This is a genomic window from Pseudomonas sp. PDM17 (assembly GCF_014851985.1).
Lineage (GTDB): Bacteria > Pseudomonadota > Gammaproteobacteria > Pseudomonadales > Pseudomonadaceae > Pseudomonas.
The window spans coordinates 284,337-297,675 of the sequence record NZ_JACVAT010000005.1; the positions used below are offsets into that span (position 1 = coordinate 284,337).

Annotated in this window: 18 protein-coding genes; 8 read left to right on the forward strand and 10 right to left on the reverse strand. The window is 63.7% G+C overall.

Features of this window, described 5'->3' with window-relative positions:
- The first annotated feature begins 62 nt into the window (after positions 1-62).
- From IB256_RS19510 to IB256_RS19530, 5 genes are read left to right on the forward strand one after another with little or no spacing between them, the layout of a single operon-like run.
- Positions 63-446, forward strand: coding sequence for a FagA protein (locus tag IB256_RS19510; protein WP_192290025.1), 384 nt, complete (start codon positions 63-65; stop codon positions 444-446).
- Positions 439-1,815 carry a class II fumarate hydratase FumC gene (gene fumC, locus IB256_RS19515; protein WP_192403743.1) on the forward strand — a complete coding sequence of 459 codons (1,377 nt, stop codon included), beginning with the start codon at positions 439-441 and terminating at the stop codon, positions 1,813-1,815. Before IB256_RS19510 ends, fumC begins: the two co-directional genes overlap by 8 nt.
- Before the next feature lie 29 nt (positions 1,816-1,844).
- Positions 1,845-2,294 carry a hypothetical protein gene (locus IB256_RS19520; protein ID WP_192290020.1) on the forward strand — a complete coding sequence of 150 codons (450 nt, stop codon included), beginning with the start codon at positions 1,845-1,847 and terminating at the stop codon, positions 2,292-2,294.
- A 51-nt stretch (positions 2,295-2,345) separates the two neighbouring features.
- A complete protein-coding gene (locus tag IB256_RS19525) occupies positions 2,346-2,972 on the forward strand; it encodes a superoxide dismutase (protein ID WP_192290018.1) in 627 nt (208 codons plus the stop codon).
- 22 nt (positions 2,973-2,994) lie between these two features.
- The gene (locus IB256_RS19530) at positions 2,995-3,888 is read left to right on the forward strand and encodes a ZIP family metal transporter (protein WP_405306978.1); all 894 of its coding nucleotides are present in this window, start codon (positions 2,995-2,997) and stop codon (positions 3,886-3,888) included.
- A 12-nt stretch (positions 3,889-3,900) separates the two neighbouring features.
- Here IB256_RS19530 and IB256_RS19535 read toward each other — a convergent pair whose 3' ends face one another.
- The 10 genes from IB256_RS19535 to IB256_RS19580 all read right to left on the reverse strand — a co-directional run bounded on the left by IB256_RS19535 (position 3,901) and on the right by IB256_RS19580 (position 11,018).
- Positions 3,901-4,173, reverse strand: coding sequence for an HPr family phosphocarrier protein (locus tag IB256_RS19535; RefSeq protein WP_192290014.1), 273 nt, complete (start codon positions 4,171-4,173; stop codon positions 3,901-3,903).
- Positions 4,174-4,207: 34 nt separating this feature from the next.
- Positions 4,208-5,065, reverse strand: coding sequence for an RNase adapter RapZ (gene rapZ / locus IB256_RS19540; RefSeq protein ID WP_138212280.1), 858 nt, complete (start codon positions 5,063-5,065; stop codon positions 4,208-4,210).
- A 2-nt stretch (positions 5,066-5,067) separates the two neighbouring features.
- Positions 5,068-5,535 carry a PTS IIA-like nitrogen regulatory protein PtsN gene (gene ptsN, locus IB256_RS19545; RefSeq protein WP_037009823.1) on the reverse strand — a complete coding sequence of 156 codons (468 nt, stop codon included), beginning with the start codon at positions 5,533-5,535 and terminating at the stop codon, positions 5,068-5,070.
- A gap of 9 nt (positions 5,536-5,544) precedes the next feature.
- Positions 5,545-5,853: a ribosome hibernation-promoting factor, HPF/YfiA family gene (gene hpf, locus IB256_RS19550; protein ID WP_017518151.1), complete on the reverse strand. Its 309-nt coding sequence runs from the start codon at positions 5,851-5,853 to the stop codon at positions 5,545-5,547.
- Positions 5,854-5,931: 78 nt separating this feature from the next.
- Positions 5,932-7,434, reverse strand: coding sequence for an RNA polymerase factor sigma-54 (locus tag IB256_RS19555; RefSeq protein ID WP_192290012.1), 1,503 nt, complete (start codon positions 7,432-7,434; stop codon positions 5,932-5,934).
- A 255-nt stretch (positions 7,435-7,689) separates the two neighbouring features.
- Positions 7,690-8,415, reverse strand: coding sequence for an LPS export ABC transporter ATP-binding protein (gene lptB, locus IB256_RS19560; RefSeq protein WP_081517456.1), 726 nt, complete (start codon positions 8,413-8,415; stop codon positions 7,690-7,692).
- The gene (lptA, locus tag IB256_RS19565) at positions 8,415-8,951 is read right to left on the reverse strand and encodes a lipopolysaccharide transport periplasmic protein LptA (protein WP_017518148.1); all 537 of its coding nucleotides are present in this window, start codon (positions 8,949-8,951) and stop codon (positions 8,415-8,417) included. Before lptA ends, lptB begins: the two co-directional genes overlap by 1 nt.
- Complete coding sequence (gene lptC / locus IB256_RS19570) at positions 8,938-9,510, reverse strand: LPS export ABC transporter periplasmic protein LptC (RefSeq protein ID WP_045209586.1); 573 nt, start codon at positions 9,508-9,510, stop codon at positions 8,938-8,940. The genes lptA and lptC overlap by 14 nt, the downstream gene beginning before the upstream one ends.
- 8 nt (positions 9,511-9,518) lie before the next feature.
- Complete coding sequence (locus IB256_RS19575) at positions 9,519-10,043, reverse strand: KdsC family phosphatase (RefSeq protein ID WP_054906618.1); 525 nt, start codon at positions 10,041-10,043, stop codon at positions 9,519-9,521.
- Positions 10,044-11,018, reverse strand: a complete 975-nt coding sequence (locus IB256_RS19580) for a KpsF/GutQ family sugar-phosphate isomerase (protein ID WP_192290010.1) — start codon at positions 11,016-11,018, stop codon at positions 10,044-10,046.
- 238 nt (positions 11,019-11,256) lie between these two features.
- On the opposite strand from IB256_RS19580, the gene IB256_RS19585 reads away from it, so the two are divergent.
- Genes IB256_RS19585 through mlaD form a run of 3 tightly spaced genes read left to right on the forward strand, consistent with a single transcriptional unit; the run spans position 11,257 to position 13,336 of the window.
- Positions 11,257-12,066: an ATP-binding cassette domain-containing protein gene (locus IB256_RS19585; RefSeq protein ID WP_024766540.1), complete on the forward strand. Its 810-nt coding sequence runs from the start codon at positions 11,257-11,259 to the stop codon at positions 12,064-12,066.
- A complete protein-coding gene (gene mlaE / locus IB256_RS19590; protein WP_045209589.1) occupies positions 12,066-12,863 on the forward strand; it encodes a lipid asymmetry maintenance ABC transporter permease subunit MlaE in 798 nt (265 codons plus the stop codon). The genes IB256_RS19585 and mlaE overlap by 1 nt, the downstream gene beginning before the upstream one ends.
- Positions 12,863-13,336: an outer membrane lipid asymmetry maintenance protein MlaD gene (mlaD, locus tag IB256_RS19595; protein ID WP_045209590.1), complete on the forward strand. Its 474-nt coding sequence runs from the start codon at positions 12,863-12,865 to the stop codon at positions 13,334-13,336. The genes mlaE and mlaD overlap by 1 nt, the downstream gene beginning before the upstream one ends.
- The last annotated feature ends 3 nt before the right edge of the window (positions 13,337-13,339 follow it).

Genomic DNA, 13,339 nt, shown 5'->3' on the forward strand with positions numbered 1-13,339 from the left:
GCGGCTTGTTTTTTTGTCTTTCGGAAACAATAATCAATCTCATTATCGATTGAGAGATTGCCATGTTCGCCGAAATCGACAGTTCAATCACCGACCGCTGGTATCGCCTGGGCACGCGTATCCGCTGTGCGCTGGAGCCGAACGAGCCGCGCCTGATCGAGCAGTATCTCGGCGAAGCGCGCTACCTGGCCGCCTGGGAGCCGGTGCCGGCTTGGCGCCTGTTCGAGAAGTGCTTCGGGCTGCTGCTCGACAGCAGCCGCGACATCGCGCTGCCCTGGCACTGGCGCGTGCTCTGCCTGGACCACGCCTATCTCCCTCTGCGTGAACTGCAACGCCTGGCGACTTCGACCGCCCAGCGCCAACGCCTGTGCCTGCTGGCCCGGCGCATGGCGCAGCAGGAGATGGCGCCTTCCCTGAGACTGCAAGAAGGAATCGAGAATGACTGACAGCCGTATCGAACGCGACAGCATGGGCGAACTGGAGGTGCCGGCTTCGGCGCTGTACGGCGCCCAGACGCAGCGGGCGGTGAACAACTTCCCGGTGAGCGGCCAGCGCATGCCGCGTCCGTTCATCCGCGCGCTGCTGCTGGCCAAGGCGGCCGCGGCGCGCGCCAATGTCAGCCTGGAACAGCTGGACGCAGAAACCGGCGCCGCCATCGTCGCCGCCTGCGAAGAGCTGCTGGCCGGTGATCTGCAGCAGCATTTCCCGGTGGACGTGTTCCAGACCGGCTCGGGCACCAGTTCGAACATGAATGCCAACGAGGTGGTCGCGACCCTTGCCAGCCGCCGCCTCGGCAAGCCGGTCAATGCCAACGACCAGGTCAACTGTGGGCAGAGCAGCAACGACATCATCCCCTCGACCATCCACATCAGTGCGGCGCTGGAGATCCATCAGCATCTTCTGCCAGCGCTTGACCACCTGCATGCCACCCTGGAGAGGAAAGCCAAGGTTGTTCACCAGCACGTAAAGACCGGCCGGACCCATCTGATGGACGCCATGCCGGTACGCCTGAGCCAGGTACTCGGTGGCTGGGCCCAGCAGGTGCGCCAAGCATTGCAGGGTATCGAGGCACAACTGCCGGCGCTGCAGCAGCTAGCCCAGGGTGGCACTGCGGTCGGTACCGGGGTGAACGCCCATCCGCAGTTCTCCGCGCGCTTCTGCGAGGAACTCAATGGCCTGACCGGCCTGCTGTTCCGCCCCGGCGACGACTTCTTCGCGCTGATCGGCGCGCAGGACATTGCCGTAGCCACCTCCGGCCAGCTCAAGGCTCTGGCCGTGGCGCTGATGAAAATCGCCAACGACCTGCGCTGGATGAACTCCGGGCCGCTGGCCGGCCTTGCCGAGATTGAACTGGAGGCGCTGCAGCCGGGATCTTCGATCATGCCGGGCAAGGTCAACCCGGTGATCCCCGAAGCCACCGCCATGGTCGCCGTCCAGGTGATGGGCAACGACACCACCATCGCGGTCGCCGGGCAGTCCGGCAACTTCGAGCTGAACGTGATGCTGCCGGTGATCGCCGACAACCTGCTGCACAGCATCCACCTGCTGGCCAACGTCAGCCGCCTGCTGGCGGACAAGGCCATCGCCAGCTTCAAGGTCAACGAGACGAGCCTGCGCGAGGCGCTGTCGCGCAACCCGATCCTGGTCACCGCGCTGAACCCGATCATCGGCTACCAGAAGGCCGCGGAGATCGCCAAGCAGGCTTATCGCGAGGGCCGGCCGATCATCGACGTTGCGCTGGAGAACACTGACCTGGACCGCGCCCGCCTCGAGCAACTGCTCGATCCCGAGAAGCTCACCGCCGGCGGACTCTGAGTCCGCCCCACCCGCTGGAGGAACCTGCCATGCGTCATTGGCAACGCACCATCGAACTGGGCAACCGCTGCTTCATTCGTCAGGAATTGATCGATGCCCGTGAGCACTACCTCCACGCTCTGGCGCTGGCACAGGTGCTGCTGGATCGCTGGCATGACGCCGAGGAGGCGGTGATGGCCTTCGTCATCTCGCACCACAACCTCGGCGACCTGCACTTACAGCTGGGCCAGCCCGAAGAGACCGCCGAGTACCTCTGCGCCTGCCACGAGCGCCTGCTGGCGCTGGGTGAGGACCTGCGCAAATGCTCGGAATTGCGTGCGGCTGCTGTTCAGCACAGCCGCCGCACCTACGTCGAGCTGCTCAACTTCATCGGTGAACACGGCACCTACCCGCGCACCCAGCGCCTGCTGCGCCGCCAGGGTGCGGTAGAGCTGCGTCCGGGGCTGTTCACTGCCGTGCATTCGATGCGTTACCACTAGTCGATGCGCTATCGCTGAGTCGATGTGCTACCACTGATAGAAGGTTTGAAGATGCCTCACGTCCTGCCTGCCTTGCCCTATGCCTACGCTGCGCTGGAGCCGCACATCGATGCGCAGACCATGGAAATCCACCACAGCAAGCACCACCAGACCTACATCAACAACCTCAATGCCGCGTTGGAAGGCACCGCATTCGCCGAAGTGCCGGTGGAGCAGCTGCTGCAGCAGCTAGACAGTCTTCCCGCCCCCCTGCGCGGGCCGGTGATCAATAACGGCGGCGGCCACGCCAACCATTCACTGTTCTGGACCGTGATGGCGCCGGATGGCGGTGGCCAGCCGCAGGAAGAGCTTCGCCAGGCGATAGACGCTGAACTGGGCGGCTACGACGCCTTCTGCCAGGCTTTTACCAAGGCGGCGCTGACTCGCTTCGGCAGCGGCTGGGCATGGCTGAGCGTCGATCCGCAGGGCCATCTGGTCGTAGAGAGCAGTGGAAACCAGGACAGCCCGCTGATGCAGGGCAACCTGCCGATCCTCGGCCTGGATGTCTGGGAGCACGCCTACTACCTGCGTTACCAGAACCGCCGGCCGGAATATATTGCGGCTTTCTACAACGTGGTCGCCTGGCCGGAGGTGCTGCGCCGCTACCGTGTAGCCCAGCAGGCACGAGGTAAAGGATGAAACCGAAGGCGGCAGCATGCGTCTGATCGTGCAGAGTCTGCGTGAAAGCGGAGGACGCAATTTGCGTTGGTTGCTGGGACTGAGCATCGTCCTTGGCGGCGGTGTGCTCGTGGTCCAGCACCTGATGGAACTGGCGCGGCTGCAGCTGTCTCCGCCGATGTACCTGGCCCTGCATGGCGGCATGCTCTGCGCGCTCGGGACGGCCCTGGGCGCTCTGCCGGTGTTGCTGGTGCGCAGCATGCCGGCGCGCATCGCCGACACCATGCTTGGCTTCGGCGCCGGGGTCATGCTGGCCGCCACGGCCTTTTCCCTGCTGCTGCCGGCGCTGGAGGCGGCGGAAGCTTCCGGGCGCCCGACCTGGCTGGCCTCGCTGCTGGTCAGTCTTGGCCTGGCCCTGGGAGCCTTCGGTCTGGCGGTGTTCGGTCGGGTGCTCGAAGACGCCCAGGCGAATATTCAGGGCGTGGCCGAAGGCAAGGTGCCCGCGCGCATCCTGCTGTTCGTCGCCGCCATCGTTCTGCACAACATTCCCGAAGGCATGGCCGTGGGGGTTGCTGCCGGAGGAGAGGTGCAGGGCGCAGGCGGCCTGGCGTTGGGGATCGCGCTGCAGGATGTGCCCGAAGGGCTGGCGATCGCGCTGGTGCTGGCCGGGGCGGGCGTTTCGCGCGGCAAGGCGGCGCTGGCGGGTGCGGCTTCCGGGTTGGTGGAGCCGCTGTTCGCGGTACTTTGCGCCTGGTTGATCGGCATCTCGCGGATGTTCCTGCCCTGGGGGCTGGCCGCGGCGGCGGGCGCGATGCTCTACGTGGTGGTGCGCGAGATCATTCCCGAATCGCAGCGGCGCGGCCACGCGGCGCAGGCCACCCAGGGGCTAATCATCGGATTCTGTCTGATGATGGTGCTGGACACTTCGCTGGGCTGAGCGCCCGGCGTGTCACTCGCCTTCGTCGAAGTAGTTGTTGATCAGGTCGACGAGCGCCTTGATCGCTTCGTCTTCCTGCTCACCGTCGGCGGCGAGGTGCAGATTGGTGCCCTTGCCGGCGGCCAGCATCATCACTGCCATGATGCTCTTGCCGTCCACCGTACTCTCCGGGTTGCGGCCCACGCGAACCTGGCAGGGGAACCGCCCTGCGACGCCGACGAATTTGGCCGCCGCGCGGGCGTGCAGGCCAAGCTTGTTGATGATGGTGACTTCGAGGGCGGGCATCGCGAGGGGCTGTCCTTTTGTTGTCTGTCGCTGCTTAGCTCAGGTCGCGGTGGCGAATCTGTACGTTGGTGAGAGTTTCCTTGAGGGCCTGACCAATGCGCTCGGCAATGTAGGTCGAGCGGTGCTGGCCACCGGTGCAGCCGATGGCGATGGTCACGTAGGCCCGGTTGCTCGCGGCGAAGCGCGGCAGCCATTTGTTCAGGTAGGCGAGGATATCCTGGTACATCTCCTCGACGTCCGGTTGCGCCGCCAGGTACTCCTGGACTTCCGCTTCCAGCCCGGTGTGCTCGCGCAGTTCGGGCTTCCAGTACGGATTGGGCAGGCAGCGCACGTCGAATACCAGGTCGGCGTCCACCGGCATGCCACGCTTGAAGCCGAAGGATTCGACCAGGAATGCGGTGCCCAGTTCGGGCTTGTTCAGCAGGCGCAGCTTGAGCACGTCGCGCAGCTGGTAAAGGTTCAGGTTGGTGGTGTTGAGCTTGAGATCGGCCAGGTCGGCGATCGGCGCCAGCAGGTTCGACTCGTCGCTGATGGCCTCGGCCAGGGAGCGGGTGTCGGTGGTCAGTGGGTGGCGCCGGCGAGTCTCGGAGAAGCGTTTGAGCAGCGTCTCATCATCAGCATCGAGGTACAGCACGTCGCACTGGATGTGCTTGTCGCGGGCTTCCTGCAGCAGCTCGGGGAAGCGCTGCAGCTGGCTGGGCAGGTTGCGCGCGTCGATGGAGACGGCGACCTGCGGGTGCAGCAACTCGGTATGCAGCAGTGCGCGCTGGGCCAGGTCCGGGAGGAGGCTGGCCGGCAGGTTGTCGATGCAGTAGAAGCCGTTGTCCTCGAGCACGTTGAGCGCAGTGCTCTTGCCCGAGCCGGATCTCCCACTGATGATGATCAGGCGCATGATCAGTGCCCGTTGTTCTGGAAGTCCACGACGATCCGGTACAGGTCCTCGCCGTTGGCGGCGTGACGCAGGCGGTCGCGGACGTCGGAGCGGTCGAGCATGGAGGCGATCTGCCGCAGCAGTTCCAGGTGCTCCTCGGTGGCCGCTTCCGGCACCAGCAGCACGAACACCAGGTCGACCGGCGCGCCGTCGAGGGCGTCGAAGTCTACCGGGTGGTCAAGGTGCAGGATGGCGCTGATCGGCGACTGGCAGCCGGGGAGGCGGCAGTGCGGAATGGCGATGCCATTGCCGAAGCCGGTGGAGCCCAGGCGTTCCCGGGCCACCAGGCTGTCGAAGATGTCTTGGGAATCGAAACCCGGCAGCTCGCGAGCCACCAGGTTGGCGATTTGTTCGAGGACACGTTTCTTGCTGCCGCCCGGCACGTTCACGAGGGAACGGCCGGGGGTCAGGATTTGCTCAAGTCGGATCATAGGGAGGGGTTAACGGACGCCAACACCTTGCTGGCGTTCGAGGTATTTTTCCTTGTGCTTGATCAGTTGGCGGTCGAGCTTGTCGGTGAGCAGGTCGATGGCCGCGTACATGTCTTCATGTTCGGCGCAGGCCACCACTTCGCCACCGGCGATGTGGAGGGTGGCTTCAATTTTCTGCTTCAGCTTCTCGACCTCCATGATGACCTGAACATTGGTGATCTTGTCGAAGTGGCGCTCCAGTCGGCCAAGTTTCTCGCCGACATAGTCGCGCAGGGCGTCGGTCACATCCAGTTGATGTCCACTGATGTTGACTTGCATACCGCTTTCTCCTTGTTGCCCGTGTGTAAGTGGCAGGTTAGGGGGCCTGCCGCCGGAACACCTTGGCGTGGATCAACGTCACACCAGCCGCTTGCGCTCGCTCGAGGGAGAGATTCCTAGGGACTCCCGGTACTTGGCGACGGTACGACGTGCCACTTGAATGCCCTGTGCCTCCAGTAAACCAGCGATCTTGCTGTCACTCAATGGCTTTTTCGGACTTTCCGCCGCGACCAGTTTCTTGATGATGGCGCGAATCGCGGTGGACGAGCACTCGCCGCCTTCGGAGGTGCTGACGTGGCTGGAGAAGAAGTACTTCAGCTCGAAGATGCCACGCGGCGTGTGCATGAACTTCTGCGTGGTGACGCGGGAGATGGTCGACTCGTGCATGCCCACCGCCTCGGCGATGTCGTGCAGGACCAGCGGCTTCATCGCTTCCTCGCCGTACTCGAGGAAACCGCGCTGGTGCTCGACGATCTGTGTCGCCACCTTCATCAGCGTCTCGTTGCGGCTCTGCAGGCTCTTGATGAACCAGCGCGCTTCCTGCAACTGATTGCGCATGAAGGTGTTGTCGGCGCTGGAGTCGGCTCGGCGCACGAGGCCCGCGTACTGCGAGTTCACGCGCAGTCGCGGCACCGCTTCCTGGTTCAGTTCCACCAGCCAGCGGTCGTTGTTCTTCCGCACGATGACATCCGGAACGACGTATTCGGCTTCGCCGGATTCGATCTGCGAGCCGGGGCGCGGGTGTAGCGACTGGATCAGCTCGATGGTCTCGCGCAGCTCGTCTTCCTTGAGCTTCATGCGGCGCATCAGCTGGCTGTAGTCGCGGCTGCCGAGCAGGTCCAGGTGATCGCTGACCAGGCGGACAGCCTCGGCCAGCAGGTAGGTCTTGGCCGGCATCTGGCGCAGTTGCAGGAGCAGGCATTCGCGCAGGTTGCGCGCACCGACCCCTGCGGGTTCGAGTTGCTGCACGCGGCGCAGGACGACTTCCACTTCATCCATCTCCACGCCCAGTTCCGGGTCGATGGAGGCGAGGATGTCGTCGAGGGACTCGTCGAGGTAACCGTCATCGGTGATGCCGTCGATGATGCTCAGGGCGATCAGGCGGTCGGTATCGGACATCGGCAGGAGGTTGAGTTGCCACAGCAGATGGCTCTGCAGGCTTTCGCCGGCGGAGGTGCGAGAGGTGAAGTCCCACTCGTCGTCATCGTTGCTCGGCAGGCTGCTGGCGCTGGTCTGATAGATGTCTTCCCAGGCAGTGTCGACCGGCAGCTCGTTGGGGATGCGCTCGGCCCACTGGTCCTCGTCGAGGCTGTCGGCGTTGGGCGTGGTGCTTTCCTGGAAGTTGTCCTGGGAGCTGCTGCTGGTGCCGTTGGCGCCCGACTCGGCACCGTCTGCCATGGGATCGCTGTTGTCGAAGTCCTCGCCTTCTTCCTGGCGCTCCAGCATCGGGTTGGACTCCAGGGCTTCCTGGATTTCCTGTTGGAGGTCCAGCGTGGAGAGCTGGAGCAGTCGGATGGCCTGTTGCAGCTGCGGAGTCATCGTCAGCTGCTGGCCCATCTTGAGGACTAGCGATGGTTTCATGGCTGGAACTAGGCACCTTGTTCGCTGGCGCGAAGCGCGCCATATCCACGACTACGGACACCGGGGTGCCGCGAGGAAGCAAATTATATGCCTGAGTTTGGACGCTTTGCCTAGGGGCTGTCGACCTTTCGTTACAACCCGGTTGCGCCAGGGCAGCCCAGGCAGCCGGGTACGTCGCGGAACGGCCGACGAGCCGCGCCACGCTTGGGGGAGAGGTGGAGCTGCTGTGCCCTGGAAAGGGCGCGCCGCAGGGGCTTAGAGGCGGAACTCGTGGCCCAGGTAGACTTCCTTCACCAGGTCATTGGCGAGGATGCTCTCGGCACTGCCTTCGGCGATCAACTGACCGTCGTTGACGATGTACGCCGTTTCGCAGATATCCAGGGTCTCGCGGACGTTGTGGTCGGTGATCAGTACGCCGATGCCCTTGGCCTTGAGGTGATGGATGATCTGCTTGATGTCGCCTACGGAGATGGGGTCGACGCCGGCGAAGGGTTCATCGAGCAGGATGAACTTCGGCGAACTGGCCAGCGCGCGGGCGATTTCCACGCGGCGACGCTCACCACCGGACAGGCTCATGCCGAGGTTGTCGCGGATGTGGTGGATGTGGAATTCCTCGAGCAGACCTTCCAGGGCTTCCTGGCGGCCGGCGCGATCGAGGTCGGTGCGGGTCTCGAGGATCGCGCCGATGTTGTCCGCCACCGACAGCTTGCGGAAGATCGAGGCTTCCTGCGGCAGATAGCCGATACCGGCGCGCGCGCGGCCGTGCATGGGCAGGTGGGTGACATCCTGCTCGTCGATGCGCACAACGCCCTGATCGGCGCGGACCAGGCCGACGATCATGTAGAAGCAGGTGGTCTTGCCCGCTCCGTTGGGGCCGAGCAGGCCGACGATCTGCCCGCTCTCGATGCTCATGCTGACGTCGCGGACGACTTGCCGGCTCTTGTAGCTCTTGGCGAGGTGCTGGGCGGTTAGCGTAGCCATTACTGCGCTTGATCCTGCTTTTTCTTGGGCTGGATGACCATGTCGATACGCGGGCGCGGCGTGGTCACCTGGGAGCCGGTGGCGCGGCCTGCGTTGACGATTTGGCGCTGGGTGTCATAGACGATCTTCTCGCCTTCGAAGGTGTTGCCTTCCTGGATCACCTTGGCCTGGTCGATCAGAACGACGCGGTTCTGCGAGACGAAGTACTGGATGGTCAGGCCATAGGCCTGGGTGATCTGCTTGTCCGGCGCCGGCTTCTGTTCGAAGTAGGCGGGCTTGCCGACCGAGGTGACGACTTCGATCTCGCCGTCCTTGTTCTGCTTGAGCGTAACGGTGTTGCCAGTCAGCTTCATGCTGCCCTGGGTTACCACCACGTCGCCGCGATACACGGCCACGCCCTGCTTGTCATCCAGTTCGGCGCTGTCGGCCTGGACGCGGATCGGCTGTTCCCGGTCGGTGGGAAGAGCCCAGGCGGCAGAGCTGCCGATGGCGGCGGCGAGGCTGAAAAGAAGGGGGAGGGTGTTAACGAGCCTCATGCTGACCTCTTACGTTGGACAGCAGGAGCATCCGGCTGTCTTTCAGATACGCTTTCATGCCAACTGCCGTGGTCACACCATTGGGTTCGGTGATCTTCACGGGCTGGTCAGTCTGCGCATAGTCCTTGTCTGGGAACACCGTCATGCGTGAGGTGTTGAGCAGGAGCGTGCGCTGCTGGGCGTCGGTGCGCGCGACGCGCACATCGTCGATCAGCTCGACCTGCTTGCCTTCGGGGGCCACTTCGGCGCGAACGCTCTGGACGTGCCACGGCTGAGGCTCATTCTCCCGGTGGAAGTAGAGATCGGGCGTGGTAACCAGGGTCACGTCGCTTGCTTTCAGGTGTTCGAGTTTGTCGGCGGTCATCTCGTAGGCGAGGGAACCGTCGACGCGGTACTGAACGCTCTTGGCGTTCACTACGTAGAAATCGATGGCGTCGCTGGTCTGCGACTTGAGTTGGCGCTCGTTGAAGTCCAGGCGCACGTTCCAGTAATAGCCGAGGGCGATCAGCCCGATGGCGATCAGGGCGAACAACAGCTTCTGTTGGAATGTCTTGGGCATGTTCGGCTCTAGAGATACGCGTTCTGGGCAGCTTCGAGGTTGCCCTGGGCGCGCAGGATCAGTTCGCAGAACTCGCGGGCCGCGCCTTCGCCGCCACGGGCCTGGGTCACTCCGTCGGCGTGCTGACGGACGAAAGCGTCGCCGCTGGCGACTGCCATGCCGAGGCCTGCACGGCGAATGGCTGGCAGGTCAGGCAGGTCGTCGCCCAGGTAGGCGACTTCTTCATAGCCTAGACCCAGTTCGGCAAGCAGTTCATCGAGGGCGACCAGCTTGTCCTCGCGGCCCTGGAACAAGTGATTGATGCCCAGGTTCTTCGCCCGGCGCTCGACCACCGGGCTCGAGCGGCCGGTGATGATCGCGGTGCGCACGCCGGAGTTCATCAGCATCTTGATGCCCTGGCCGTCCAGGGTGTTGAAGGTCTTGAATTCGCCACCGTCGGGCAGGAAGTAGAGCTTGCCGTCGGTGAGCACGCCATCGACGTCGAACACCGCCAGGCGGACCGCCTTCGCGCGTTGCAGCAGGTCGGCGGTCATTCAGATGACTCCCGCGCGGGTCAGGTCGTGGACGTGCAGGACGCCGACCGGATGGTCCTTGTCGTCGACCACTACCAGTACGTTGATCTTGTGGTCGTCCATGATCTTCAGGGCTTCGGCGGCGAGCATGTCCGGGCGGGCGGTCTTGCCATGCACGGTCATTACCTGGTCGATGGTCACCTGGCGGAAGTCCAGCCCCTTGTCCAGGGTGCGGCGCAGGTCGCCGTCGGTGAAGACCCCGGCCAGGCGGCCGTCCTCGCCGAGGATGACGGTCATGCCCAGGCCCTTGCGGGTCATTTCCAGCAGGGCGCCGCTGAGCGAAGTGCCGGGAGAAACCTGCGGCAATGCTTCACCCACGTGCATGATGTTTTCCACTTTCAGCAACAATCGGCGGCCCAGTGCACCGCCCGGATGCGAGAAAGCGAAGTCTTCGGCGGTGAAGCCGCGGGCTTCCAGCAGGGCGATGGCAAGCGCGTCGCCGATCACCAGGGAAACCGTGGTGGAGGAGGTCGGTGCCAGGTTCAGCGAGCAGGCTTCGTGCTCGACGCTGGCGTCGAGATTGACTGCGGCGGCTTTGGCCAGCGGGGACTCGGCGTTGCCGGTCATGCTGATCAGGGTGATGCCCAGGCGCTTGATCAGCGGCAGCAGGGTGATGATTTCGGCGGTAGAGCCGGAGTTGGACAGGGCCAGGACGACGTCGTCCTTGGTGATCATGCCCATGTCGCCGTGGCTGGCCTCGGCCGGGTGTACGAAGAAGGACGGGGTACCGGTGCTGGCCAGGGTGGCGGCTATCTTGCGGGCGATGTGCCCGGACTTGCCCATGCCGACCACGACCACGCGGCCCTTGCAGGCCAGCAGCAGCTCGCAGGCCAGGGAGAAATCGGCGCCAATGCGCGGCAACAGAGCATCCACCGAGTCGCGCTCGAGGCGGATGGTGCGTTGTGCCGACTGGATGAAATCGTGTTTCTGGCTCATGTTCGAAAGGCGCGGGGCAAAATGAAGTGCGAGATTATAACGGGAAAGCGGCAAAGGCTTCATCACTGGTATCTCAATGTTGTGCGCATTTTGCTGAACTGTGCCTTAACAGTGGCTTAGCAGTCCTTGGGGCGTGGCTTCGCGGGGTGTTATAGTTCGCGGCCGTTCGGCCTGCCGCGCCGTGTTTCTGCCGTGTGACAGACGGGGCAACGGACAGCGCCGTGATGAAAGGAGTTCTATGAGCACCAATGACCAATACGCGGTCGAGCTGAAGGGCCTGAGCTTCAAGCGTGGCACGCGTAAGATTTTCGATAACGTGGACATCCGCATTCCACGCGGCAAGGTCACCGGGATCATGGGACCGTCGGGTTGTGGCAAGACCACCCTGTTGCGACTGATCGCCGCCCAGCTGCGTCCGGCGAGCGGTGAGGTGTGGGTCAATGGCCAGAACCTTCCCACGCTGGGTCGCAGCGATCTGTTCGACATGCGCAAGCAGTTCGGCGTGCTGTTCCAGAGTGGAGCGCTGTTCACCGACCTCGATGTCTTCGAGAACGTCGCCTTCCCGCTGCGCGTGCACACCGAGCTGCCCGAGGACATGATCCGCGACATCGTGCTGATGAAGCTGCAGGCTGTTGGTCTGCGCGGAGCGGTCGAGCTGATGCCCGATGAGCTGTCCGGCGGCATGAAGCGTCGCGTGGCGCTGGCCCGCGCTATCGCGCTGGACCCGCAGATCCTGATGTACGACGAGCCTTTCGTGGGCCAGGACCCGATCGCCATGGGCGTACTGGTGCGCCTGATCCGTCTGCTCAACGACGCCCTGGGGATCACCAGTATCGTGGTGTCCCACGACCTCGCGGAAACCGCGAGCATCGCCGATTACATCTATATCGTCGGTGACGGCCGCGTGCTCGGTCACGGAACGCCGGCCGACCTCCAGGGTCTCGATGATCCGCGGGTTCGTCAGTTCATGAAGGGCATCCCGGATGGTCCGGTGCCGTTCCACTATCCTGCTCGCGATTACCGCGCCGACCTGCTGGGAGAACGTTGATGCGCAAGACTTCACCGCTCGAGCGAGTTCGCCTGCTCGGGCGTGCGGGCCTCGATGTCCTCGAATCGCTGGGCCGTTCGACCCTGTTCCTGGTGCACGCCATCTTCGGTCGCCGCGTGCACAGCGGCGCCTTCCAGCTGCTTATCAAGCAGCTGTACTCGGTTGGCGTGTTGTCGCTGGCGATCATCGTCGTCTCCGGCCTGTTCATCGGTATGGTGCTGGCCCTGCAGGGCTACAACATACTGGCGAGCTACGGCTCCGAGCAGGCGGTCGGCCAGATGGTCGCGCTGACGCTGCTGCGTGAACTGGGACCGGTGGTGACCGGTCTGTTATTCGCCGGGCGTGCGGGTTCCGCGCTGACCGCCGAGATTGGCAACATGAAATCCACCGAGCAGCTGTCCAGCCTGGAGATGATCGGCGTCGACCCGCTCAAGTACATCATCGCTCCGCGCCTGTGGGCGGGCTTCATCTCGATGCCGCTGCTGGCAGCTATCTTCAGTGTCGTCGGCATCTGGGGCGGAGCCCTGGTCGCCGTGGACTGGCTGGGCGTGTATGACGGTTCGTACTGGTCGAACATGCAGAACAGCGTGCAGTTCACCAAGGACATTCTCAATGGCGTGATCAAGAGTGTGGTGTTCGCCTTCGTCGTGACCTGGATCGCCGTGTTCCAGGGTTATGACTGCGAACCCACCTCCGAGGGGATCAGCCGCGCCACCACCCGTACCGTTGTGTATGCCTCCCTGGCCGTGCTGGGGCTGGACTTCATCCTGACCGCCTTGATGTTTGGAGACTTCTGATGCAAACCCGCACCCTGGAAATCGGTGTAGGCCTGTTCATTCTGGCCGGCCTGCTGGCCCTGCTGCTGCTGGCCCTGCGTGTCAGCGGACTGACCATCGGCAATTCGGGCGATACCTACAAGCTGTATGCCTACTTCGACAACATTGCCGGCGTCACCGTGCGTGGCAAGGTCACCATGGCTGGCGTCACCATCGGCAAGGTCACTGCGGTAGACCTGGACCATGACAGCTATCGTGGTCGTGTGACCATGGAGATCAATCGCCAGGTCAACAACCTGCCGGACGACTCCACCGCTTCGATCCTGACCGCCGGCCTGCTGGGCGAGAAGTACATCGGCATCAGCGTTGGTGGTGATGAAGAGCTGCTGAAGGAAGGCGATACCATCAAGGACACCCAGTCGGCACTCGTGCTGGAAGACCTGATCGGCAAGTTCCTGCTGAATTCGGTCAACAAAGACGACTCGAAGAAATGAGGA

Excerpts from the sequence above, each read along its gene's own strand:
- IB256_RS19510 (WP_192290025.1), top strand. The coding sequence starts at position 63 with ATGTTCGCCGAAATCGACAGTTCAATCACCGACCGCTGGTATCGCCTG.
- fumC (WP_192403743.1), top strand. The coding sequence starts at position 439 with ATGACTGACAGCCGTATCGAACGCGACAGCATGGGCGAACTGGAGGTG.
- IB256_RS19520 (WP_192290020.1), top strand. The coding sequence starts at position 1,845 with ATGCGTCATTGGCAACGCACCATCGAACTGGGCAACCGCTGCTTCATT.
- IB256_RS19525 (WP_192290018.1), top strand. The coding sequence starts at position 2,346 with ATGCCTCACGTCCTGCCTGCCTTGCCCTATGCCTACGCTGCGCTGGAG.
- IB256_RS19535 (WP_192290014.1), bottom strand. The coding sequence starts at position 4,173 with ATGCCCGCCCTCGAAGTCACCATCATCAACAAGCTTGGCCTGCACGCC.
- rapZ (WP_138212280.1), bottom strand. The coding sequence starts at position 5,065 with ATGCGCCTGATCATCATCAGTGGGAGATCCGGCTCGGGCAAGAGCACT.
- ptsN (WP_037009823.1), bottom strand. The coding sequence starts at position 5,535 with ATGATCCGACTTGAGCAAATCCTGACCCCCGGCCGTTCCCTCGTGAAC.
- hpf (WP_017518151.1), bottom strand. The coding sequence starts at position 5,853 with ATGCAAGTCAACATCAGTGGACATCAACTGGATGTGACCGACGCCCTG.
- IB256_RS19555 (WP_192290012.1), bottom strand. The coding sequence starts at position 7,434 with ATGAAACCATCGCTAGTCCTCAAGATGGGCCAGCAGCTGACGATGACT.
- lptB (WP_081517456.1), bottom strand. The coding sequence starts at position 8,415 with ATGGCTACGCTAACCGCCCAGCACCTCGCCAAGAGCTACAAGAGCCGG.
- lptA (WP_017518148.1), bottom strand. The coding sequence starts at position 8,951 with ATGAGGCTCGTTAACACCCTCCCCCTTCTTTTCAGCCTCGCCGCCGCC.
- lptC (WP_045209586.1), bottom strand. The coding sequence starts at position 9,510 with ATGCCCAAGACATTCCAACAGAAGCTGTTGTTCGCCCTGATCGCCATC.
- IB256_RS19575 (WP_054906618.1), bottom strand. The coding sequence starts at position 10,043 with ATGACCGCCGACCTGCTGCAACGCGCGAAGGCGGTCCGCCTGGCGGTG.
- IB256_RS19580 (WP_192290010.1), bottom strand. The coding sequence starts at position 11,018 with ATGAGCCAGAAACACGATTTCATCCAGTCGGCACAACGCACCATCCGC.
- IB256_RS19585 (WP_024766540.1), top strand. The coding sequence starts at position 11,257 with ATGAGCACCAATGACCAATACGCGGTCGAGCTGAAGGGCCTGAGCTTC.
- mlaE (WP_045209589.1), top strand. The coding sequence starts at position 12,066 with ATGCGCAAGACTTCACCGCTCGAGCGAGTTCGCCTGCTCGGGCGTGCG.
- mlaD (WP_045209590.1), top strand. The coding sequence starts at position 12,863 with ATGCAAACCCGCACCCTGGAAATCGGTGTAGGCCTGTTCATTCTGGCC.